At 63.6% G+C, this 22,556-nt stretch carries 22 protein-coding genes and 1 tRNA gene; 2 read left to right on the top strand and 21 right to left on the bottom strand.

What is annotated here, in order from left to right; all coding sequences use genetic code 11:
• Positions 1 to 44 precede the first annotated feature (44 nt).
• From gpmI to GE073_RS01450, 5 genes are all read right to left on the bottom strand, one after another.
• Positions 45 to 1,583 (bottom strand): 2,3-bisphosphoglycerate-independent phosphoglycerate mutase, encoded by a 1,539-nt coding sequence (gene gpmI, locus GE073_RS01470; protein WP_153782585.1) that lies wholly within the window; start codon positions 1,581 to 1,583, stop codon positions 45 to 47.
• A gap of 1 nt (position 1,584) precedes the next feature.
• A complete protein-coding gene (tpiA, locus tag GE073_RS01465) occupies positions 1,585 to 2,340 on the bottom strand; it encodes a triose-phosphate isomerase (RefSeq protein ID WP_028599300.1) in 756 nt (251 codons plus the stop codon).
• 15 nt (positions 2,341 to 2,355) lie between these two features.
• A complete protein-coding gene (locus GE073_RS01460; protein ID WP_028599299.1) occupies positions 2,356 to 3,537 on the bottom strand; it encodes a phosphoglycerate kinase in 1,182 nt (393 codons plus the stop codon).
• A gap of 118 nt (positions 3,538 to 3,655) precedes the next feature.
• Positions 3,656 to 4,660 (bottom strand): type I glyceraldehyde-3-phosphate dehydrogenase, encoded by a 1,005-nt coding sequence (gap, locus tag GE073_RS01455; RefSeq protein WP_028599298.1) that lies wholly within the window; start codon positions 4,658 to 4,660, stop codon positions 3,656 to 3,658.
• Between the two features lie 133 nt (positions 4,661 to 4,793).
• Entirely contained in the window at positions 4,794 to 5,819 is a 1,026-nt protein-coding gene (locus GE073_RS01450; RefSeq protein WP_028599297.1) for a sugar-binding transcriptional regulator, read from the bottom strand.
• Between the two features lie 270 nt (positions 5,820 to 6,089).
• Here GE073_RS01450 and GE073_RS01445 point away from each other — a divergent pair.
• Positions 6,090 to 6,164, top strand: a tRNA-Arg gene (locus GE073_RS01445).
• Positions 6,165 to 6,410: 246 nt separating this feature from the next.
• Positions 6,411 to 6,992, top strand: coding sequence for an ATP-dependent Clp endopeptidase proteolytic subunit ClpP (clpP, locus tag GE073_RS01440; protein ID WP_028599296.1), 582 nt, complete (start codon positions 6,411 to 6,413; stop codon positions 6,990 to 6,992).
• Positions 6,993 to 7,145: 153 nt separating this feature from the next.
• On the opposite strand, the gene GE073_RS01435 is transcribed toward clpP, so the two are convergent.
• The 16 genes from GE073_RS01435 to hisD all read right to left on the bottom strand — a co-directional run bounded on the left by GE073_RS01435 (position 7,146) and on the right by hisD (position 22,550).
• Positions 7,146 to 7,937: an SIMPL domain-containing protein gene (locus GE073_RS01435; RefSeq protein WP_052333329.1), complete on the bottom strand. Its 792-nt coding sequence runs from the start codon at positions 7,935 to 7,937 to the stop codon at positions 7,146 to 7,148.
• A gap of 179 nt (positions 7,938 to 8,116) precedes the next feature.
• Positions 8,117 to 8,386 carry an HPr family phosphocarrier protein gene (locus GE073_RS01430; protein WP_028599294.1) on the bottom strand — a complete coding sequence of 90 codons (270 nt, stop codon included), beginning with the start codon at positions 8,384 to 8,386 and terminating at the stop codon, positions 8,117 to 8,119.
• Between the two features lie 152 nt (positions 8,387 to 8,538).
• Complete coding sequence (gene whiA / locus GE073_RS01425; protein ID WP_028599293.1) at positions 8,539 to 9,471, bottom strand: DNA-binding protein WhiA; 933 nt, start codon at positions 9,469 to 9,471, stop codon at positions 8,539 to 8,541.
• A gap of 7 nt (positions 9,472 to 9,478) precedes the next feature.
• Positions 9,479 to 10,468, bottom strand: a complete 990-nt coding sequence (locus GE073_RS01420; protein WP_028599292.1) for a gluconeogenesis factor YvcK family protein — start codon at positions 10,466 to 10,468, stop codon at positions 9,479 to 9,481.
• A 12-nt stretch (positions 10,469 to 10,480) separates the two neighbouring features.
• Positions 10,481 to 11,362 carry an RNase adapter RapZ gene (gene rapZ, locus GE073_RS01415; protein WP_028599291.1) on the bottom strand — a complete coding sequence of 294 codons (882 nt, stop codon included), beginning with the start codon at positions 11,360 to 11,362 and terminating at the stop codon, positions 10,481 to 10,483.
• Between the two features lie 66 nt (positions 11,363 to 11,428).
• On the bottom strand, positions 11,429 to 12,379 hold the full coding sequence (locus GE073_RS01410) for an ROK family glucokinase (protein WP_028599290.1): 951 nt from the start codon (positions 12,377 to 12,379) through the stop codon (positions 11,429 to 11,431).
• 388 nt (positions 12,380 to 12,767) lie between these two features.
• On the bottom strand, positions 12,768 to 13,715 hold the full coding sequence (trxB, locus tag GE073_RS01405) for a thioredoxin-disulfide reductase (protein ID WP_028599289.1): 948 nt from the start codon (positions 13,713 to 13,715) through the stop codon (positions 12,768 to 12,770).
• Positions 13,716 to 13,817: 102 nt separating this feature from the next.
• Entirely contained in the window at positions 13,818 to 15,536 is a 1,719-nt protein-coding gene (locus GE073_RS01400) for a tetratricopeptide repeat protein (RefSeq protein ID WP_153782583.1), read from the bottom strand.
• 155 nt (positions 15,537 to 15,691) lie between these two features.
• Positions 15,692 to 16,642, bottom strand: a complete 951-nt coding sequence (locus GE073_RS01395; protein ID WP_028599288.1) for a ribose-phosphate diphosphokinase — start codon at positions 16,640 to 16,642, stop codon at positions 15,692 to 15,694.
• Positions 16,643 to 16,737: 95 nt separating this feature from the next.
• Positions 16,738 to 17,544 carry a histidinol-phosphatase HisJ gene (gene hisJ, locus GE073_RS01390; RefSeq protein WP_153784632.1) on the bottom strand — a complete coding sequence of 269 codons (807 nt, stop codon included), beginning with the start codon at positions 17,542 to 17,544 and terminating at the stop codon, positions 16,738 to 16,740.
• 170 nt (positions 17,545 to 17,714) lie between these two features.
• Positions 17,715 to 18,416: a bifunctional phosphoribosyl-AMP cyclohydrolase/phosphoribosyl-ATP diphosphatase HisIE gene (gene hisIE, locus GE073_RS01385; RefSeq protein WP_028599286.1), complete on the bottom strand. Its 702-nt coding sequence runs from the start codon at positions 18,414 to 18,416 to the stop codon at positions 17,715 to 17,717.
• Positions 18,413 to 19,171, bottom strand: a complete 759-nt coding sequence (gene hisF, locus GE073_RS01380; protein ID WP_153782582.1) for an imidazole glycerol phosphate synthase subunit HisF — start codon at positions 19,169 to 19,171, stop codon at positions 18,413 to 18,415. The genes hisIE and hisF overlap by 4 nt, the downstream gene beginning before the upstream one ends.
• 18 nt (positions 19,172 to 19,189) lie before the next feature.
• Entirely contained in the window at positions 19,190 to 19,945 is a 756-nt protein-coding gene (gene hisA / locus GE073_RS01375; protein WP_153782581.1) for a 1-(5-phosphoribosyl)-5-[(5-phosphoribosylamino)methylideneamino]imidazole-4-carboxamide isomerase, read from the bottom strand.
• Between the two features lie 28 nt (positions 19,946 to 19,973).
• Positions 19,974 to 20,606, bottom strand: a complete 633-nt coding sequence (hisH, locus tag GE073_RS01370; protein WP_153782580.1) for an imidazole glycerol phosphate synthase subunit HisH — start codon at positions 20,604 to 20,606, stop codon at positions 19,974 to 19,976.
• Position 20,607: 1 nt separating this feature from the next.
• Positions 20,608 to 21,219 carry an imidazoleglycerol-phosphate dehydratase HisB gene (hisB, locus tag GE073_RS01365; RefSeq protein ID WP_101808362.1) on the bottom strand — a complete coding sequence of 204 codons (612 nt, stop codon included), beginning with the start codon at positions 21,217 to 21,219 and terminating at the stop codon, positions 20,608 to 20,610.
• A gap of 2 nt (positions 21,220 to 21,221) precedes the next feature.
• Positions 21,222 to 22,550 (bottom strand): histidinol dehydrogenase, encoded by a 1,329-nt coding sequence (gene hisD, locus GE073_RS01360; protein ID WP_153782579.1) that lies wholly within the window; start codon positions 22,548 to 22,550, stop codon positions 21,222 to 21,224.
• Positions 22,551 to 22,556 lie beyond the last annotated feature (6 nt).

Below are 22,556 nucleotides of genomic sequence, written 5' to 3'. Positions count from 1 at the left end.
AAGGCGCGGGCCGAAAGGCCCGCGCCTGTCGGCCGCAACCGCCGTCAGCTCGGGCGGATGAGGCTCAGGCCGGTCATCTCGGCCGGCTTGGGCAGCTCCATCAGGTCGAGCAGCGTCGGCGCGATGTCGGCGAGGATGCCGCCCTCGCGCAGCTGCACGCCTTTTTGCGTGACGATCAGCGGCACCGGATTCGTCGTATGCGCCGTGAACGGGCGTCCGTCCGGTCCGATGACCATGTCCGCGTTGCCGTGGTCGGCCGTGATGAGCACGACGCCGCCCTTGGCCAGCACCGCGTCGACGACGCGTCCCATGCATTCGTCCGTCGCCTCGACCGCCTTGATCGTCGGCTCCAGCATGCCGGAGTGGCCGACCATGTCGGGGTTGGCGAAGTTCAGGATGATCGCGTCATGCTTGTCCGAGTTGATCTCGCGCACGGCGGCGTCGGCCACCTCGTAGGCGCTCATCTCCGGCTTGAGGTCGTACGTGGCGACCTTCGGCGAGTTGATGAGCACGCGCGTCTCGCCCGGCAGCTCCTGGTCGCGGCCGCCGCTGAAGAAGAACGTCACATGCGGATACTTCTCCGTCTCGGCGATGCGCAGCTGCGTCTTGCCGTTCTGCACGAGCACCTCGCCGAACGTGTTGTCGAGGTTTTTGGGCTTGTAGGCGACGAAGCCGCCGACCGTCTCGCTGAACAGCGTCAGGCAGACGAAGTACAGGTTGGCCGGAGCCTTGTCCCCGCGGTCGAAGCCGCGGAAGTCTTCGTTGGTGAACACCTGCGACAGCTGGATCGCGCGGTCCGGGCGGAAGTTGAAGAACACGACCGCGTCTTCGGACTCGACCAGCGCGACCGGCTGTCCGTCCGCCTCGACGATGACCGTCGGCATGACGAACTCGTCGAAGACGGATTTCTCGTACGACTCGCGCACCGCCAGGATCGGGTCCGTGTACTGCGGGCCGTCTCCGTACACCATCGCGCGGTACGATTTCTCGACGCGCTCCCAGCGCTTGTCGCGGTCCATCGCGTAGTAGCGGCCCTGCACGGTCGCGATGCGGCCGATGCCGAGCTCCTCGATTTTGCCCTGCAGCTCGGTCAGGTAGCCGACCGCGCTGTCCGGCGCGACGTCGCGGCCGTCAAGGAAGGCATGGATGTACACTTGCTCCAGCCCTTCCTTTTTGGCCAGCTCCAGCAGCGCGAACAGATGCGCGATATGGCTATGGACGCCGCCGTCGCTGACGAGGCCGTACAGATGCAGCTTTTTGCCGTTCAGCTTGGCGTGGCGCACGGCGCCGATCAGCGTGTCGTTGTCGTAGAACTCTCCGTCGCGGATCGACTTGGTGATGCGGGTCAGATCCTGGTAGACGATGCGGCCGGCGCCGATGTTGAGATGGCCGACCTCGGAGTTGCCCATCTGGCCCTCCGGCAAGCCGACCGCCTCGCCGCAAGCGGTCAGCGTCGTGTTCGGATATTCCGCGAGGAAGCGGTCATAGTTCGGCTTGTTCGCCTGCGCGACGGCATTGCCGACGATGTCGCTGCGAAGGCCGAATCCGTCCATGATGATGAGCGCAACCGGTTTGGGAGCCATCTTACTTCGCCCCCTCGACGAGGGCGATGTAGGAAGCCGGCTCCAGGCTGGCGCCGCCGACGAGCGCGCCGTCGATGTTCGCTTGGCCGAGATATTCCTTGACGTTGGCCGGCTTCACGCTGCCGCCGTACTGGATGCGGACCGCATCCGCCGTCGCTTGGTCGTACAGCCCTGCGACGACCTGGCGGATATAGGCGATGACGTCCTCGGCATCCTCGGCCGTGGACGACTTGCCCGTGCCGATCGCCCAGATCGGCTCGTAGGCGATGACGGTCTCGGCCGCCTGCTCCGCCGTCAGGCCTTTCAGGCCGCCCTCCGTCTGCACTTTGCAGACGTCCTTCGTCTCGCCGGCCTCGCGCTCCTCGAGCTTCTCGCCGACGCACAGGATCGGAGTCAGGCCGTGCTTGAACGCCGCGACGACCTTCTTGTTCACGATCTCGTCCGTCTCTCCGAAGTACGCGCGGCGCTCGGAGTGGCCGACGATGACGTACTTCACGCCGAGATCGGCCAGCATGACGCCGGAAATTTCGCCGGTGTACGCGCCGTTGTCCTCGAAGTGCAGGTTTTGCGCGCCGATGGCGATGGAAGTGCCTTTGGCCGCTTCGACGAGAGCCGGAAGGGTCGTGAACGGAGCGCAGATGACGCTCTCGACGCCATCGACCTCAGCGCCGCCTTTCGCTTCGTTGAAGAAGGAGACCGCCTCGGAGACGGTCTTGAACATTTTCCAGTTGCCTGCGATGATCGGGGTTCTTGCCATGGGTTGTTCTCCTCTCTACTTGTCGTTAAGGGCGACAACGCCCGGGAGGGCTTTGCCTTCCATGAATTCGAGGGATGCTCCGCCGCCGGTGGAGATGTGGTCCATCTTGTCCGCAAGGCCGAACTTCTCGGCCGCCGCCGCGGAGTCGCCGCCGCCGATGACCGTGTAGCCCGCCGTTTCGGCGCAAGCCTGAGCGACGGCGCGCGTGCCGTGGGAGAACGGCTCGATCTCGAACACGCCCATCGGTCCATTCCAGACGACCAGCTTGGAGTCCTTGATCACGTTCGCGTACAGCTCGCGCGTCTTCGGTCCGATGTCGATGCCTTCCCAGTCGGAAGGGATGCCGTCGACGCCGACGATGTTCGTGTTGGCGTCCTTGCTGAACTCGTCGGTGACGACGATGTCGACCGGCAGCAGGAAGTTCTTGCCGAGCTTCTTGGCCTTCTCGATGAACTCGAGCGCCAGGTCCAGCTTGGAGTTGTCGACGAGCGACTGGCCGATCTCATGGCCTTGCGCCTTGAAGAAGGTGTAGCTCAGGCCGCCGCCGATGAGGATGTTGTCGGCGATCTCGATCATCTTGTTGATGACGTCGATCTTGTCCTTCACCTTGGAGCCGCCGACGATCGCGGTGAACGGACGCTCCGGATTGTTCAGGGCTTTGCCGAGCACGTCCAGCTCCTTCTCCATCAGCAGGCCGGATACGGCCGGGAGCAGATGAGCGATGCCTTCCGTGGAAGCATGCGCGCGGTGCGCGGCGCCGAACGCGTCGTTGACGTACAGGTCGGCCAGGGAAGCCAGCTGCTTGGCGAACTCCGGATCGTTGCTCTCCTCGCCGGCGTTGAAGCGCGTGTTCTCCAGCAGCAGCACGTCGCCGTCCTGGAGCGCCGCGGCTTTAGCCTGGGCGTCCGGACCGGCGGTGTCGTCCGCCTTGGCGACCGGCTTGCCGATCAGCTCGGACAGGCGCGCCGCGACCGGGGTCAGGCGCAGCTCTTCCTTGACTTCTCCGCCCGGACGGCCGAAGTGGGCCGCCAGGATGACGCGCGCGCCGCCTTCGATGAGATGCTGGATCGTCGGCAGCGTCTCGCGGATCCGGGTATCGTCGGTGATCGCGCCGTCTTCCATCGGCACGTTGAAATCGACGCGCACGAAGACGCGCTTTCCTGCTACTTCCACATCACGAACACTTTTTTTGCTCACAGCTGCTCGCCCTCCCGATATATAGGTTTCTATGGGTTAAACATCGTTAAAGAGGAGAACGAAACGCTCGCCTCTCCTCTTTAACCTTACCGCTGTCTATGCAGTTAAGCGCCGCTTCTTACAGCCCTTTGGAGGCGATGTAAGCCGCCAGGTCGATAACACGGTTGGAGTAGCCCCACTCGTTGTCGTACCAGGACACGACTTTGACCATGTTGCCTTCAACGACCATCGTGGACAGGCCGTCGATCGTGGAGGAAGCCGGGTTGCCGTTGTAGTCGCTCGATACGAGCGGCTCGTCGGAGAAGTACAGGATGCCTTTCAGCGGGCCTTCAGCCGCTTCTTTGAGGGCCGCGTTGACTTCTTCTACCGTGACGTTGCTTTTCACTTCGGCGACGAGATCCGTTACGGACACGTTTTTCGTCGGCACGCGCATCGCCATGCCGTTCAGCTTGCCTTTCAGCTCAGGCAGAACGAGGGAGACGGCTTTGGCAGCGCCCGTCGAGGAAGGAATGATGTTCTCTGCGGCAGCGCGGGCGCGGCGCAGGTCCTTGTGCGGCACGTCCAGCACGGACTGGTCGTTCGTGTAGGAGTGGACCGTCGTCATCATGCCTTTGACGATGCCGAACTTGTCGTTCAGGACTTTGGCGAAAGGCGCCAGGCAGTTCGTCGTGCAGGAAGCGTTGGAAATGACCGTATGGGAAGCCGCGTCGTATTTCTCTTCGTTGACGCCCATGACGATCGTGATGTCTTCGTTCGTAGCCGGAGCGGAGATAATGACTTTTTTCGCGCCGCCTTTCAGGTGAAGCTCGGCTTTTTCCTTCGCCGTGAAGATGCCCGTCGACTCGACGACGATCTCAGCGCCGACGGAGGACCAAGGCAGGTTTTCCGGATTGCGCTCGGCGAACACTTTGATTTCGCGGCCGTTGACGATCAGCGCGCCTTCTTTGGCTTCGACGGTCGCGTCCAGCACGCCGTGCGTCGTGTCGTATTTGAGCAGGTGAGCCAGCGTTTTCGTGTCGGTCAGGTCGTTGACGGCGACGATTTGAACTTCGCTGCTGTTCAGAGCGGCGCGGAATACGTTGCGTCCGATACGTCCGAATCCGTTAATACCAACTTTTACCATGGTTGAAAACCTCCTGAAATTAGGTGATGGTCCTGCATGATCCTTCAACGCGAAGCGCTCGGCCCTGCCCCTGTCAGGCGCAGAGCCCGCTTCGCCTTCATTCACGGTCGCGGTTGCGACGCGGATCGCCGGTCTAGTCTGCCATCGCGGCGATCTCCAGCGCGGCCGCCTCGTCGGTCACGAGCACATCCTCGTGGCCGAAGCGCAGCACCGCCGCGATCGCTTCGGCCTTGGACCTGCCGCCGGCGACGGCGATGACAACCTCGGTCGTCATGATGTCCTCGAGCCGGATGCCGGCGGTCGGCATCTTGTGCACGACGGATCCGGCCCGGTCGAAGTAGTAGCCCCACGCCTCGGCGAGCGCCCCCTCCTGGCGGAGCTCCTCGACGACATCCGATTCCACTCGCCGTCGCCGCGCCATCGTCATCGCGTCGCCGATGCCGTGGATGACGATGCGGGCTCCGCGGATGACGCCGACGACCTCTTTGACGCCGGGCTCGTGCATGAGGCTCGTATAGGCCTCCTCGCTCAGATGGTCCGGCACATGCAGCATCCGGTACTGGGCGCCGGTGCGCTTGGCCATCGCCGAGACGATCGTGCTCGCCTGGTACTCCAGGCTCTCTCCGAGCCCGCCCCTGGCCGGCACGAACAGATTGCTCGGATGCGGGACGGGGGCGTTAAGATGGCTCGCCACCTGTGCGAGCGTGGAGCCGCCGGTGACGGCGACGACGTCGCCCTCCCGCAGCTGTCCCAGCAGGGCGGACGCCCCGGCGCGTCCGAGCTCCCGCTTCGTGCTGGCGGAGTGGTCGGAGTCGCCCGGCACGATGACGACCTTGCTCAGGCCGAAGCGCGTCCGCAGCTGCTCCTCCAGGTTGGACAGGCCGAGCAGTCCGCTCAGCACCGGCTCCATCTCCTCGAGCAGGCGCCGGCCGCTCTGGCTGACGCGCATGCCGGAGGCGTTGATCTCTAGGAAGCCCTGCTCCTTGAGGAAGTCGGTCTCGGCCCGAAGCACCCGCTCGGTCATGCCGAGCGCCGAAGCGAGCGAGCGGCGGCCGATCATGTCCGCCACGAGCACCTGATGGAGAATCCCATAGCGGAGACGGACCGTCTCCAGCAGATCGGGCACCAGCTGACGCTGCAAATCAATAAGGCTGCGCATGAGCGCTCCAACTCCACTCGTTAGCTATCCGTACGGGACAATTAATGTCCCAGCTATTCAATAAACGTCCCACAACCTCATTGTACTCCTTCTGCCGAGGACCCGCAAGGGACCTTTACCCGATGAAAACGGTTGCCGACACGCCTTTCGACCTAAATGTTTTCCAGCAGCAGCAGGGAAACGGAGCCCTCCGGAAGCCGGACAGGTTAGTGTTGCTTTTTCTGGCAGGCTGTTATACAATCTTAGACGTTACGCTTTTCAAGCATACATGCGCCCGTGGTCCAATGGATATGACGTAGGCCTCCGGAGCCTGAGATCTAGGTTCGATTCCTAGCGGGCGCGCCAATCATTCACATCATGCTTTTCCGATACATGGGATCGCGTCCCTCCAGGGCGCGATCCTTTTTTGTTTTTGCAAGCCTCGTTTAAGAGGCGCCCGAGCCGGTTAAAATGGGCTATTGAACCGGCTTGGCGAAGCCGTCTCCGACCTCTTTGACCAAATTTGACTTTAACAATCGATTCTCGTAGAATGAAAAAAGCACCTGCAGTGACAACCTTAATGAGGATATAAGGAGGGACTTGCACATGAACATGAACTACGTGCCTATGGTCATCGAGCAGAGCAACCGCGGCGAGCGCGCCTACGACATCTACTCGAGGCTGCTCAAGGACCGCATCATCTTCCTCGGTACCGGCATCAACGACATGGTCGCCAACTCCGTCATCGCCCAGCTGCTGTTCCTCGCCGCCGACGATCCGGAGAAGGACATCTCCATTTACATCAACAGCCCCGGCGGCTCCATCACGTCCGGCATGGCGATTTACGACACGATGCAGTTCATCAAGCCTGACGTCTCGACGATCTGCGTCGGCATGGCCGCCTCGATGGGCGCGTTCCTGCTGGCCGCGGGCGCCAAGGGCAAGCGCTACGCGCTGCCGAACAGCGAGGTCATGATCCATCAGCCGCTCGGCGGAGCCGAAGGCCAGGCCAGCGACATCGAGATCCGCGCGCGCCGCATCCTCCAGATGCGCGACAAGCTCAACCATATTCTCGCCGAGCGTTCCGGTCAGCCGCTGGAGCGCATTGAGAAGGACACCGACCGCGACTACTTCATGAGCGCGGACGCCGCCCGCGAGTACGGCCTCGTCGACAAGGTCATCGAGAAGCTGTAAGCCAGGCTGCGACAGGCAAAGCGCCGCCCTTCCGAATCGGAAGGGGCGGCGCTTTGCGTTTCGACGCTCTCGCGGCCGTCGCGGGCACGCGCGCAGGCCATCCTGCGCGGCGCTGCGGCTGCCGCGGCAGACCGGGGCTGGCCGAGAGCTATGCTACTTCAGCTGGTACACGACGGTCAGCTGGCCTTGCACGTCGACCTGGCCCGGCTCGACGGAGGTCGAAGCGCTGTCGCTGGCAGCCATGGCCTTCATCTGCGCCATCTCGCGGTACACCGGCACGGCCTGCGCGCCGTTCTCGGTGATGTTCACGACCGGACCGAGCGAGCGGCCCGCAGCGGCGGCAAGCGCCTCCGCCTTGACGCGCGCGTTGTCGAGCGCTTTTTTGAGCGCGTCGTTCGTATACGCGTCCGTCTTTTCCGTGCCGAAGGAGACGCCGCTGATCTGGTTCGCGCCCGCGCTTCCGAGGCTGTCGAGCAGCTCCCCGGTCTTGTCGATGCTGCGCCAGGAGATGCTCAGCTCATGCGTGGCCGTATAGCCGGTCAGCACCTGGCCTTCCTTCTCGGTGTAGCGGTACTGCGGCTGCACGTAGTAGGACGTCGTCTTCAGATCCTTGTCCGCCAGACTGTAGGTTCCTTTAAGCATTTTGACGACCGCGTCGTACCGCTTGGCCGCTCCGGCCTGAGCCTCCTTCGCCGTCTTGGCCGTCACGTTCACGCCCGCTGTGACATACGCGATATCCGGCGCCACCGACAGCTTGCCTACGCCTTGCACTGCGATCGTGTTCTCCATCGCCGCTCCTTGCTCCGCCGCATAGACGGGCTTTGATCCCGAGTCCAGCACGCCGGCTCCGTTCAGAGCCAGCAGCGATCCTGCCGTCAGCGAGGCCGCCAGCAGCAGCACCTTGCCTTGACTTGCCAGCTTGCCGAATCCTTGTTTGCTTCCCATACCTGTTCGCCTCCGTTTCGGTTTGTCCTTTGAAACGCTCGCCCGCCTGAAAATGTTGCACATGCAGGTTAGGATTCCCAACGGGGGCTTCGGCCAATGGCCAAAACGCAAAAAAAGCCCCCGGATCGGGAGCCTCGGGAGCCGCAGCGAATCAAGCTTGGGGACCGGCAGGCCGAGACCTACTGGTTCTCCAGCTCTTCCTTGCTGACGAGCGATACTAAAGCGTTTACAGCCTGCTCGGCGTCCGAACCTTCGGCACTGATGTGAACTTCGGTGCCGGAGCTGATGGCAAGGCTCATGATGCCCATGATGGACTTGGCGTTCACTTTTTTCTCGTCCTTCTCGACAAAGATCTCGGAGGAGAATTTATTCGCTTCCTGGACGAAGAGCGCGGCCGGTCTTGCGTGAAGACCCGTCTTCAGTCTCACGACTACGGGTTGTCTTGTCATGAACTCTATACCCCCTAATCCTAATTCATTGCTGCATGGCCGCCGGAAGGCGAACGTGAGGCATGCTCTTGCAAAGGGCCGCCGGGTGGAACGGACCTTACCTTGCGTGACAATTGCTTTCATTATACCATCGGCCGGCGCAACATGAAAGTTCAGCTTCCCCGGATTTTTTCGGCGAGCTCGTCGATCTTGCGCAATCGGTGGTTGACCCCGGACTTGCTGACGGAGCCCTTGAGCATCTCGCCGACTTCCTTGAGGTTCATGTCAGGATGCTGCAGCCGGATCTCCGCCACCTCCCGCAGCTTCTCGGGCAGGTTCTCGAGGCCGAGCTCCTTTTGCAGCAGCCGGATGTTGTCGATCTGGCGCACGGCCGCGCCGATCGTCTTGTTGAGATTGGCCGTCTCGCAGTTGACGATCCGGTTCACCGAGTTGCGCATGTCGCGCATGATGCGGACATCCTCGAACTTGAACAGCGCCTGATGCGCGCCGATGATGTTCAGCAGCTCGATGATCTTCTCGCCTTCCTTGATGTAAAAGACGAAGCCCTTCTTGCGCTCGATGCAGCGGGCGTTGAGGCCGAACTTGTTGGCGAGCGTGACGAGCGCGGAGCAGTGCTCCTCGTACATGCAGGCGATCTCCAGATGGTAGGACGAGCCCTCCGGATTGTTGACCGAGCCGCCGGCGAGGAACGCGCCGCGCATGTAGGCTCGCTTGCAGCATGGCTTGCGGATCATGTCCTTGTCGATGCCCTGGTTGAACATGAAGCCCTCGGAGACGATGTTCAGCTCCTTGAGGATCTCCTGCACCCGCGCCGGGATGCGCACGATGTAGACGTTGTTCTTCTTAAGCCGCATCTTCTTGCGCACCAGCAGCTCCGTATGCACGTCGAACAGCTTCTTGATGAGGCTGTAGATTCTGCGGGCGATGGCCGCATTCTCGGTGGAGATGTCCAGAATGACCTTGCGGCTGGACAGATGCACCGAGCCGTTCATGCGGATGAGCGCGGAAAGCTCCGCCTGCTCGCAGCAGGCATCCTGGTTCTCGACGAGCGTCAGCTCTTTTTTGGTTTGAGCGGCGAAGGACATCCCTCTCTCACCCCTTTCGGTCCATCCAGCTGTCGACGAGCTGGTAGATATGATGGCTCAGCCGCACGGCGTCATGCCGCAGGTAGGTGCGGAACAGCACGAGCCGGTCGGCGATGACTTTGTAGCCTTGACGCGTCACCTCGTCCAGATCGAGCTGGACCGCCTGGGCGCCCATCTCGGCATAGCGGTCCTGCACCTGCGGCGGAATCTCGCCGTCGTTGACGATGATGTAGTCGAACAGCTGGTGGCCGACGTGGCGCTCGATCGCCTCCAGATGATCGCTCACCGAGTAGCCGTCCGTCTCCCCCGGCTGGGTCATGACGTTGCAGATGAAAATTTTGATCGCGCTCGACTGCACGATGCAGTCGGCGAGCTTGGGCACGAGCAGGTTCGGAATGATGCTCGTGTACAGGCTGCCCGGTCCAATCAGGATGGCGTCGGCCTCCTGGATCGCCAGGCACGCCTCCTCGAGCGGCTCCACGTCCGCCGGCTCGATGAATACCCGCTTGATCGGCTGGCCCGCCAGCGGAATGCTCGACTCGCCTTCGACGATCGAGCCGTCCGCGAGCTCCGCCTTGAGCACGATCGACTGGTCGGACGCCGGCAGCACCGTGCCGCGCACGGCAAGCACGCGGCTCAGCTCGCGGATGCCGGTGACGAAGTCGCCGGAGATGTCCGTCATCGCCGCCAGCATCAGGTTGCCCAGGCTATGTCCGGCCAGGCCGGTGCCATTGGAGAAGCGGTACTGGAGCATCTCGGAAAGCAGCGGCTCCACGTCCGCGAGCGCGATCAGCACATTGCGGATGTCGCCCGGAGGCGGCATCTGCAGCTCGCTGCGCAGCACGCCGGAGCTGCCGCCGTCGTCGGCGACCGTGACGATCGCCGTAATGTCGAGGGGCTTCTCCTTCAGGCCGCGCAGCATGACCGACAGGCCGGTCCCGCCTCCGATGACGACGATCTTGGGGTTTTTCGGGTCCGCAGACCTTTTTCTTGCCATTGCACTCCCGCCTTAGGGGCGATCGCGGTCAGCATCGCGATGGCTGACCCGGACCGACTCCGTCTCGCTGCTGCCGAGCATCCGCCCGAGATATTCCGCTATGGCCACGGAGCGGTGCTTGCCTCCCGTGCAGCCGATGCCGATGACGACCTGGCTCTTGCCTTCCTTGCGGTATAAAGGAATGAGGAATTGAAGCATATCCAGCAGCTTGGTCAGAAACGTCTGGGTATCGGGCCATTTCATAACATATTCATATACATCGGGCTCCCGTCCGGTGCGTGGACGAAGGTGATCCACATAATGCGGGTTCGGCAGGAAGCGCACGTCATAGATCAGGTCGGCGTCGATCGGGATGCCGTACTTGAAGCCGAACGAGGTCACATTGACGGAGAAGCGGGACTGCTTGAGGTTCGTGAAGCGCGAGATGATCGCTTCCTTGAGCTGGGCGGGCTTGAGATTGCTCGTATCGATGATCTGGGTCGCCGAGTCCTTGAGCTCCTCCAGCAGCCGGCGCTCCATCGCGATGCCGTCGAGCGGCAGCCCCTCCGGGGCGAGCGGATGGCGGCGGCGGCTCTCCTTGTAGCGGCGTACCAGCACGTTGTCGGTGGCGTCGAGGAACAGGATCTCGTACGGGATCGTGAAATGAGTGCGGATATGCTCCAGCGAATCTGCCAGCGCCGTGAAGAATTCCCGGCCGCGCAGGTCGATGACGAGCGCGACCTTGGCGATCTTGCCGCTCGAGCCGTCGATCAGCTCCGCGAATTTGGGAATGAGGACGGGCGGCAGGTTGTCGACGCAAAAGAAGCCGAGATCCTCGAGGCTTTGCACCGCGATCGTTTTGCCTGCGCCGGACATGCCGGTAATGATGACGAGCTGGGGTGAGTTGGTTTCCATCGGGATTCCCCTTCCTGCGGCTGGATCAAGCCGAAAAGCCGCCGCGCGAGGCGGCGGCGGGCCGGACTAGGAGCGAAGGATGAGGCCGGCCGCTCCGACGACGCCGGCATTGTTGCCGAGCGTGGCCGCGACGATCTCGACGCCTTCCTTGGCTTCCGGCTGCGTATACTTGGCGAACACCTCGCGGATCTGGTCGAACAGGAAATCTCCGGCCTTGGCGACGCCGCCGCCGACGATGAAGCGCTGCGGGTTGAGCGTGACCGCCGTCGCGGCCATCGAGCGGCCGAGGTAGTAGGCCGCGCGGTTGACGATGCGGGCCGCCACCTCGTCGCCTTCCTTGGCGGCGTCGATGACTTCCTTGGCCATGAGGTTCGGCACGAGCGACAGGCTCGTCTTGTCCCCGCGGGCGACGGCGTCCTTGGCCATGCGGATGATGCCGGTCGCCGAGGAGACCGTCTCCAGGCAGCCCGTCATGCCGCAGGTGCATTGGATCGCTTCGAGATCCGGCACGATCGACATATGGCCAAGCTCGCCGGCCATGCCGTTGTAGCCTTCATAGATGCGGCCGCCGATGATGACGCCGCCGCCGACGCCCGTGCCGAGCGTGTAGCAGACGCAGTTCGGCACGCCGCGGCCGGCTCCGCCCCACGCCTCGCCAAGCGCGGCCACGTTGGCGTCGTTGTTCACCTTGACGATGACGCCGAGCTGATCCTCGAGCATCTGCTTCAGCGGAACGTTGCGTATGTTCAAATTGTTGGAGAACTTCACGATGCCGTTCGGAATGTCGAGGAATCCGGCGATTCCGACGCCGACGCCACCTACCTGCTCCCAGGAATGTCCGGTCGCATCGACGATATGGCGCACGTACTTGACGATATTGTCGACGATGCGGTCCGCCCCATGGCTCGCCTCGGTCGGTCCCTCGTACGTCTGGAGCAATTCGCCCGCCGCGCTGCATACTCCAACTTTAATGGCGGTGCCGCCGATATCTGCTCCAACGTAGATCGTCTCTGACATGTGATAGCCACCTCAACGAATTAGTTTAACTTCTTTAGCTACTATAAGCGAAGGCATGGGTTAGGTCAAGGTAACAACGCCCCCCGGCGAACCGCGCCGAAGCTGGCCTCTCGCGGCTTTTCGGGAGCGCCGGGAAGGGCTTTCGGACCGTCTTCGGATTGCTTTCGGATTGCTTTCGGAATGCTCTCGGATAGCTTTGAGACCGCTCTCGAAGCATCTTCGGGGCGCTGTCCAAACCGCCGCATGACCAGGCAATACCGGGTCCGCCCCGTCTCTCGCCGACCTTCGCGCCTGACGTTGCAAATCGACGATAGCCGCAGGGCGATCCGCTTTTCCCCGTAAAAAGAAACGTCCGCCATCCGGAAGGATGGGGACGCCCGAAGCAAGCTTATAGGGACTGGCTCCAGTCATGGACCATCGAGCCTTCAAGGAACTTCTCGCAGTCCAGAGCGGCCTGGCAGCCGCTGCCCGCGGCGGTGACCGCCTGGCGATACTTCGTGTCCTGCACGTCGCCGCAAGCGAACACGCCCGGCACGTTCGTCTCGGTCGTGCCCGGCTTCACGACGATGTAGCCGTGATCGTCCGTGTCGACCTGCCCGCCGAGGAACTTCGTATTCGGCGTGTGGCCGATCGCGACGAAGATGCCGTCGGTCTCGATGAGCTCTTCCTGGCTCGTCTCGTTGTTGCGCACCTTGAGGCCGGTGACGCCGAGCGGGCCGGCGACGACCTCCAGCGGCGTGCGGTTGAGCGCGAAGCTGATCTTCTCGTTGTCGCGAGCGCGGTCCTGCATGATCTTGGAGGCTCGCATCTCGTCGCGGCGATGAACCAGGTCGACGCCGGTCGCGAAGCGCGTCAGGAAGTTCGCCTCCTCCATCGCGGAGTCGCCGCCGCCGACAACGACAATTTTCTTGCCGCGGAAGAAGAAGCCGTCGCAGGTCGCGCAGGTGCTGACGCCGCGGCCGACGTTTTCTTTTTCCCCCGGGATGCCCAGGTAGCGCGCGGACGCGCCGGTGGAGATGATGAGCGACTCGGCGACGAGCTCGCCCTGGCCCTCGACCTGGAGCTTGAACGGACGCTGCGAGAGGTCGACGCTGTTGACCCAGCCCGTGCGGAATTCGGCGCCGAACCGTTCCGCCTGCTTGCGCATGTTGGCCATGAGGTCAGGGCCAAGGATGCCGTCAGGGAAACCAGGGAAGTTCTCGACCTCGGTCGTCGTCGTCAGCTGTCCGCCCGGCTCCGGTCCCTCGATGACGAGCGGATTCAGGTTGGCGCGGGCAAGATAGATGGCGGCGGTGAGCCCGGAAGGTCCGGTACCGATAATGATGGATTTGTACACGATGAAACTCCTCCTTGTTGCCTGCTTGATTATAATTATTCTAATCCAAAGCGAGGCGATCCGTCAAAAGCGGCGGCGTATTCTTCATAAAACGTTCATCCGTTACTTTTCCCAATGGCCGCAAATCTCATCAATGCGCTTGGCATGCTTGCTCACGGTCGCCGCGGACGCGCCGTAGCGCTCCGCCACCTCCTGATAAGAAACCGTCCGGCGATGCTGCTTGGCGGTCAAATATTCAAGCGCGGCCGACCAGCTCTCCGGCTTGGCCATGCGCGGCACGTCCGGATACACCCGGACGAGGTAGTCGAGCCAGAGCTTCATCAGGTCGTACTGCTGCAGCAGGCCGTACTCTTTCCCCATATGGCGGAAAGCGGTATCGAGCACGATCTGCCAGCTCGGCTCCCAATCCGGCAGCGGGCTGCCGTCCTCGAACGCCGTCTCGGCCACCGAGCCGAACATCCGGCGGCGTCCCGACAAGACGGCGGGCACCGGCTCCTCGACACCGAGCTTGCGCAGGACGAACAGCGCGATGCGCTTCAGATCGTCCTCCTCGTCCGGCTCCAGCAGAAACGCCCGCAGCGCTTCCTGCACCTCTCCGTCGCCGATCGCGGCGAAGGCCTGGATGACCTGCAGCTTCGTCTTGCTGTCGCCGTGGCGCAGCGCCCAGAAAAACGAGGAGCGCACGAGCGGATTGCTGCTCATCCCTTCGGGCATCGCTTCCGGCGTCCGTTCCCACGTCTGGAACTGCTCCTCGAAGGGCAGGTGGTAATGGTAGCTCGCCGTCATCCGCTCTTCCTGCCCGCGCAGCATCGGCAGCTGCTCGAGGTAATACCGGGCCACATCGGACTCGGGATCGAGGCGCGCCGCCTGCTGCCAAAACCGCCGCGCCTCTTCCAGCCGACCGGAATGCACGGCCGCTACCGCCGCATAATGGTAGAGCGAAGCCTCATGCTCTCCCGATTCCCCCTTCAGCAGCCGGCGGAAATGGCGCAAGGCGCATTCATGCTCGCCGAGAATGCCCATCGTCGTCGCCAGCTTGAACACATGCTCCTGATGGAAGGGCACGGTTCGGCGCAGCCGATCGGTCAGCGGCTCCAGCCGCTCCCGATCGTCCGCATGCTGGTAGAAGATCGCCAGGTTGCACAGGGCGTGAAGGTTGTCCTCCTCCTGCTCCAGCGCCTCCCGGATCGTCTCCATCGCGCGGTCGAGACGGCCCATATAATAGTAGGCCAAGGCGAGATTGTTGCGCGCCGCCATGAAATCCGGCGTCCGCTCCAAAATCGACTCCAGCAGCTTGGCCGCTTGAGCGAATCGGCCCTCTTCCAGCAGAGAGCGGGCGCGGTCATGCTCCGCCGTTCCCTGGCGAGCCTTGATCGTTACGGCCGGCGCCGGGCGCTTCAGCTCGTACTGAAGCAGCTCCATCATCTCCTCGGCGTCGTCGAGGTAATGCCCTTCCTCGTCCTCCTCGAGATAACGCAGCAGGGCGTGCTCGGCCTTGTCATACTGCTCCATGTTGGCGTAATTGTTGGCCATATAAAAGAAGCATTCCGTCATGGACGGATCCAGCGTCTCCAAAATCTCGATCAGGATCCGATTGGATTCCTCGTACTGGCCCGTCTCCGACAGGATTCCGGCCAGATTGCAATGGTTGACCGGATTGTCCGGCTCGTATTCCACGGCCTTGCGGAAATATTTCAGCGCCTTGTCGTAATGATAGCGGTCCATCGAGCGCACTGCGCGCTCGAAGAAGAACGTCGCGTCCCATTGGATCGGTATAATCTTCGCTGCCTGGTCCGCAGCCGCCCTGTTGTCCTCTTTCACCCGCCAAGGCACCTCCTCTGATTCCGTTAAAATCGAATGCACATGATTATACCATAACGTGTAACGCTTAACACGGTAGAAAATAAGGAACGAAAACGTCAAAAAACGGAAGGCCGCGAGTGGCCTTCCGTTCTTCGGAAGAGCAGGTTGGCCGGTCAGATGCCGGCATTTTTGAACAGGGTGCTGATCGAGCCGCCCTGCATGATGATCTTGGTGGCGTCCGCCAGCATCGGAGCGACGGAGAGCACCTTGAAGCGGTCCGAACGAATGTCCGGCAGCGCGATGGAGTCGGTCACGACGACTTCCTTGATGAGCGGATGGTCCAGCTTCTGCAAGGCGTTGCCCGAGAACAGCGGATGCGTCGCGCAGACGTAGACGTCTTCGGCGCCGCGCTCCTTCAGTCCTTCGACAACGTTGACGATCGTCGTGCCGGTGTCGATCAGATCCTCGATGATGATCGGGGTCTGGCCCTCGACGTCGCCGATGACGTGGGTGATGACGGACTCGTTGTGGGCCGGGCGTTTCTTGATCATGATAGCGAAAGGCGAATCCAGGTAGTTGGCCAGCTTCTCCGCCGTGGAAGCTCGTCCGGCATCAGGGGAAACGACAACGGGATTCTTGATGTTTTTGCTCTTGAGATGATCGCTGATGAGGTCCAGCGCCGTCAGATGGTCCACCGGGATGTTGAAGAAGCCTTGGATAGCCGGAGCGTGAAGGTCGATCGTGATGATGCGGGTCGCCCCGACGGTCGTCAGAATGTCCGCCAGCATCTTGGCCGAGATCGGCTCGCGCGGCGCGGATTTGCGTTCCTGGCGCGCATAGCCGTAGTACGGCATGATGATGTTGATCGTCTTGGCCGACGCGCGCTTGGCGGCATCGATCATGACGAGCAGCTCCACGAGGTTCTCGTTGATCGGATGGGAGAACGACTGCACCAGGAATACGTGGCAGTTCCGGATCGTCTCCTCATAGTGGCAGTAGACTTCTCCGCTCTTGAACCGGGAGATCGTGATCGCCCCAAGCGGCAGCCCCAGCTCCGCGCTGATCTTCCTCGCCAGCTCCGGGTTCGAGGAACCCGAAAAAATTCGCAACTTGTCGCTAAACATGATACCCTCCTGAGCGTTCCAACCAAAAATTTGACATCATCCTGCTAAAGCTCTGCGTGTTCGACACATCTATTATACATCCTGAGCCGCAGATTTCAAAAAGGAATCGGGAAGCGCTTGCGCTCCTTGAACGTGAGCAGCTGCGTGTAGCCGGCCTGGCGCAGCGCCTCGCGCGCTTCGGGCAGGTACTGCTCGAGCCGCTCCGGCTGGTGGCAGTCGGAGCCGATCGTGACCGGGATGCCGAGCTCATGCGCGCGCCTCAGCATGCGCGGTCCCGGGAACATCTCCGCGCACGGCATGCGCAGCCCGGAGGCGTTGAGCTCGATCGCCATGCCGGCGTCCGCGACCGCTTGCAGCGCGGCATCCTCCAGATGCGCCACGTCCTGCTCCGGCGCGTAGCCGAAGCGCTTGATGACGTCGATATGACCGATGTAGTCGTAAAAGCCGGTGCGCGCCGCCTTGATGACGGCGTCGTAGTACTGCTCGTATACCTGCAGCCGGTCGCGGCCTTCCCAGCCAGCCGTCTGCCGGAAGTCGGTGATGTCCCATGTCCCGAGGAAATGGACCGATCCGATGACGTAATCCCACGGATACGCTTCGATGATCGCTCGGATCTGCTCCTCGCAGCCCTCGATGTAGTCGCCCTCGAGTCCGAGGCGGATGTCGATCTGGCCGCAGTATTTCTCCCGCAGCTCGAGCACCTCCTCGACGTAGCGGGGAAGCTCCTCCATCGGCATGGCCATCTCGGGGAAATAGTCCTCCGGCCTGACATGCAGCAGCGGCATGTGGTCGGACAGGCCGATCTGCGCGAGGCCGCTGCGGATGCCTTGGCGCACATAGTCCTCCAGCGTGCCGACGGCATGGCCGCAGCGCTCGTGATGGGTATGGTAGTCGATGCGGATCGTCATGCATGGGCTCCTTTCGCCGCTAGGCGCTTCTCGCTATGGGATAGCTCGCTGCTAATCGCTCTCGTTCCGGCATCTCCCGGAACTCGCCGCTCAGCGCTTCTCGCTATGGCAACCTCCCATAGCTCGCTGCTAATCGCTCTCGTTCCGGCATCTCCCGGAACTCGCTACCTATTCATCCTGTTCGTCGTCGGCTGGCCGTGGCGCTCGCGAAGCACGGCCATGACGTCGTCCAGCGGCAAGCCGCGCTCGCGAAGCAGCACCATGAGGTGGAACAGCAGGTCGCCCGCCTCCGCGCGAAGCTCCTCGTTGTCGCCGTTCTTGGCGGCGACGACGACCTCGATGCTCTCCTCGCCGAACTTCTTGAGGATCTTGTCGAGCCCCTTTTCGAACAGGTACGTCGTATACGCGCCGTCCGGCCGCTCCGCGTACCGCTGGGCGATCGTGCCCTCCAGCTCGCCGAGCATCGCGAAGCGGTCGCCGGCCGCCGCTTCCGCTGCCGCCTCTCCGCCCGCGACCGGCAGCGGGTTGTGGAAGCAGCTGTACGCGCCGGTATGGCAGGCCGGTCCCTGCTGCTCGACGCGCACGAGCAGCGTGTCGCCGTCGCAGTCGTAGCGGATCGAGCGGATGCGCTGCGTATGTCCGCTCGTCGCGCCTTTATGCCACAGCTCCTGGCGGGAGCGGCTCCAGTACCACGTCTCGCCGCTCTCCAGCGAGAGGCGCAGCGATTCCTCGCTCATGTAGGCAAGCATGAGCACTTCCTTGGTGAGCGCGTCCTGCACGACGGCCGGCACAAGACCGGCCGCGTCGTACCTGATGCGGCTCAGGTCGAGCTCGAGCCCGCCTGACGCCTGAAGATCCTTGCTCATCGCACCGCCACTCCTTCCCGCCGCAGCTCGTCCTTGACCTCGGCGATCGTCATTTCCTTGTAGTGGAAAATCGTCGCCGCCAGTCCCGCGTCCGCGCCTGCTTCCCGGAACACCTCGCCGAAATGCTCCTTGCGTCCCGCGCCGCCCGAGGCGATGACCGGAATGCCGACCGACTGCGACACCGCGCGCGTCAGCGCGAGGTCGAAGCCGTCCTTGGTGCCGTCCGCGTCCATGCTCGTCAGCAGCAGCTCGCCGGCGCCGAGCTGCTCGGCGCGGCGCACCCATTCCAGCGCCCGCAGCCCCGTCGGCTTCCGTCCGCCATGCGTGTAGACCTCCCACTCGCCCCATTCCGGGTTGAAGCGGGCGTCCACCGCGACGACGATGCACTGCGAGCCGAAGCGGCGCGCGCCGTCGGAGATGAGCTGCGGATTCAGCACCGCCGCCGTGTTGATGCCAATCTTGTCCGCGCCCGCGCGCAGGATGCGCTTCATGTCGTCGGTCTGCGAGATGCCGCCGCCGACCGTGAACGGGATCGTGATCTCGCCCGCCGTGCGGCGCACGACCTCGATCATCGTCGCCCGCCCTTCGACCGAGGCGGAGATGTCGAGGAACACGAGCTCGTCGGCCCCCTCGCGGTCATAGAGCGAGGCGAGCTCGACCGGATCGCCGGCGTCCCGCAGATTGACGAAATTGACGCCTTTGACGACGCGTCCGTCCTTCACGTCCAGGCAAGGGATGATTCGTTTAGCCAGCATAGGCTCGACCTTCTTTCGCTAGTTTCCCTGACGCCGGCCTTGCGGCTCCAGCTCCCGCACCGCTTCCGCGAGCGAGATCGCGCCGGTGTACAGCGCCTTGCCGACGATCGCGCCGCGGATGCCTTCTCCCGCATGCTCGACCAGCGTGCGCAGATCCTCGATCCGGCTGACGCCGCCCGATGCGATGACGTCCGCTCCCGAATACGCGGCCAGCGAGCGGATCGCCTCCACGTTCGGACCCTGCATCATGCCGTCGCGGGAAATGTCGGTAAAGATGAACGTCTCCGCGCCTTTGGCCGCCAGCTCCCGGGCCAGCTCCTCGGCCTTGACCTCGCTCGTCTCCAGCCAGCCGCGCGTCGCCACATACCCGTCCTTGGCGTCGATGCCGATCGCCACGCGGCCGCCATGCCGCGCCAGCACGCGCTCGACGAACGCGCGGTCCTCGATCGCCGCCGTGCCGAGGATGACGCGCGAGACGCCGAGCGACAGCAGGCGCTCGACGTCCTCCTCCGTGCGCAGGCCGCCGCCGAGCTGCACTGGCACGGACACCGAGCGCGCGATCTCGCCGATCAGCTCGGCGTTCACGGGATGGCCGGCCTTGGCGCCGTCGAGGTCGACGAGATGGATCCAGGACGCGCCTTGCGCCTCCCAGTCGCGGGCCGCCTGAACTGGACTGTCGTTGTAGACGGTCTCCTGGGCGTAGTCGCCCTGCACGAGCCGGACCGCCTTGCCGCCGCGGATGTCGATCGCGGGATAGATCGTGAATGTGGTCATGTCTTTTCCTCCAAGCGGGCCTCTCGCCCTATCGGTTGTCGCTTGCCGCCGGCGCTCCGGCCAGCCTCAGGAAGTTTCGCAGCAGGCTCATGCCGAGCTCCCCGCTCTTCTCGGGGTGGAACTGCATCCCCGTCACGTTGCCGCGGCCGACGATCGCCGTCACCGGCTGATGATAGTCCGTCACCGCGATCAGATCCGACGGCTCCGCCGGCAGCGCGTGGTAGGAATGCACGAAGTACACATGCCCCTCCTCCAGCCCTTCCAGCAGCGGGCTCTCCTGCCGGAACTGCAGCCGGTTCCAGCCCATGTGCGGAATCTTGTACTCGCCCCGGAAGCGCACGACGCGGCCCGGCAGCAGCCCCAGTCCTTGATGCGGACCGTGCTCCTCGCCCTCGTCGAACAGCAGCTGCATGCCGAGGCAGATGCCAAGCAGCGGCTTGCCGGATGCGGCGAACGCGCGCGTCGCCTCGTCCATGCCGGTCTCGCGCAGGAATGCCATCGCGTCGCCGAACGCGCCGACGCCGGGCAGGATCGCCCCGTCCGCGCTCAAAATCTCCGCCAGGTCCGACGTCACAAGCGCCTCGCAGCCGAGCCGCTCCACCGCCTTGCTGACGCTGTGCAGATTGCCGAGCCCGTAGTCGATGACAGCGATCGCGCTCATGCTAGAGCACTCCCTTGGTCGACGGCACGCCCTGCACGCGAGGGTCGATCGAGGTCGCCTCGTCGAGCGCGCGTCCGAGCGCCTTGAACACCGCTTCGATCATGTGATGCGTATTTTTGCCGTAGTGCACGATGACATGCAGCGTGAAGCGCCCCTCGAGCGCCAGCTTCCAAAGGAACTCGTGGACGAGCTCCGTGGAGAAGCTGCCGACCTGCTGGGACGGATACTCGGCCCGGTATTCGAAATGCGGCCGGTTGCTCAGGTCGATGACGACCTGCGCGAGCGCCTCGTCCATCGGCACGAACACGCTGGCGTACCGCTTGATGCCGCGCTTGTCGCCGAGCGCCTCCGCCAGCGTCTGGCCGAGGCAGATGCCGATGTCCTCCACCGTATGGTGGTCGTCGATGTCCACGTCGCCGCGGGCGTCGACCTTGAGGTCGAACTGGCCGTGCTTCGTGAACAGGTCCAGCATATGGTTCAGGAACGGCACATCCGTCTCGATCTCCGATACGCCCGTGCCGTCCACGGCGAACGCCAGCTTGATGTCCGTCTCGTTCGTCTTGCGCGCCACCTCGGCGCGGCGGAGCTCCCGCCCGTTGTCCCCTGTCGCCATCTCTATGCCCTCTTTCCTTCTGTCGATTGAAGTCCGGCCGCGCCTGCGGCCGCTTCCTTGTCCAGCCGCGCCCCGATCGCGCGGGCATGGCCCTCCAGCCCCTCGTGGCGGGCGAGCGTCATGATCTGCGCTCCGTCCCGAAGCAGCGCCTCGCGGCTGTACGAGATGAGGCTCGACTTCTTGATGAAGTCGTCCACGTTCACCGGCGAGCTGAAGCGCGCCGTGCCGTTGGTCGGGATGATGTGGTTCGGACCGGCGAAGTAGTCGCCGACCGGCTCCGAGCTGTACGGCCCGAGGAAAATCGCGCCGGCGTTCTCGATCGAGCCGAGCAGCCCCATCGGATCGGCCGTCATGATCTCCAAATGCTCCGGCGCCAGCCGGTTGACGACGTCGACGCCCGCCTGCAGCGAGTCGACAAGCAGCGCGGCGCCGTGCCGGTCGATCGACTCGCGCGCGATCGCCGCCCGCGGCAGCAGCGGGAGCTGGCGCTCCACCTCCGCCGCGACCGCTTCGGCCAGCGCGGCCGAAGGCGTGATCAACAGGCTCGACGCCATCTCGTCATGCTCCGCCTGCGACAGCAGGTCCGCCGCCACATAAGCCGGATCGGCCGTCTCGTCGGCCAGCACCGCGATCTCGCTCGGCCCGGCCAGGCTGTCGATGTCGACCGCCCCGTAGACGGCGCGCTTGGCCAGCGCCACATAGATGTTGCCCGGGCCTGTGATCTTGTCGACCGGCGGGATCGTCTCCGTGCCGTAGGCCAGCGCCGCCACCGCCTGCGCGCCGCCGATGCGGTACATCTCCTTGACGCCTGCCTCGGCCGCCGCGACGAGGATGTACGGGTCAATGCCCGGCTTGCCCCCGGTCGCCGGCGGCGTTGCCATGACGATCTCCGGCACGCCCGCCACCTGGGCGGGGATGACGTTCATCAGCACCGACGACGGATACGCCGCCTTGCCTCCCGGCACGTAGACCCCGACGCGCTTCAGCGGCCGGATCACCTGGCCGAGCATCGTGCCGTCCGGCTGCACGTCCATCCACGACTGGCGCTTCTGCCGCTCGTGATAGGCGTGGATGTTGGCCGCCGCCTGACGCAGCGCCTCCAGAAAGTCCGGCTCGACCTGGCTGTACGCCGCCTGGATCTCCGCCTCGCCGACGCGCAGCTGCGCCGCGCTCAGCCGCACGCCGTCGAAGCGCTCCGTCAGCTCCAGCAGCGCCTCGTCCCCGCGCGTCCGCAGCGCCTCGACCGTCTGCCGCACCGACTCGTTCTGCTCCGGCGTGCCGTATTCGACCTCCCGGCTCAGCTTGAACTGCTCCGCTCGCATGATCCGCATCGTCCG

This window comes from Paenibacillus sp. B01, assembly GCF_009649995.1.
GTDB classification, from domain to species: domain Bacteria; phylum Bacillota; class Bacilli; order Paenibacillales; family Paenibacillaceae; genus Paenibacillus_O; species Paenibacillus_O pasadenensis.
Note: the sequence above shows the minus strand (reverse complement) of the source record. Positions and strands in the feature narration are given on the sequence as shown.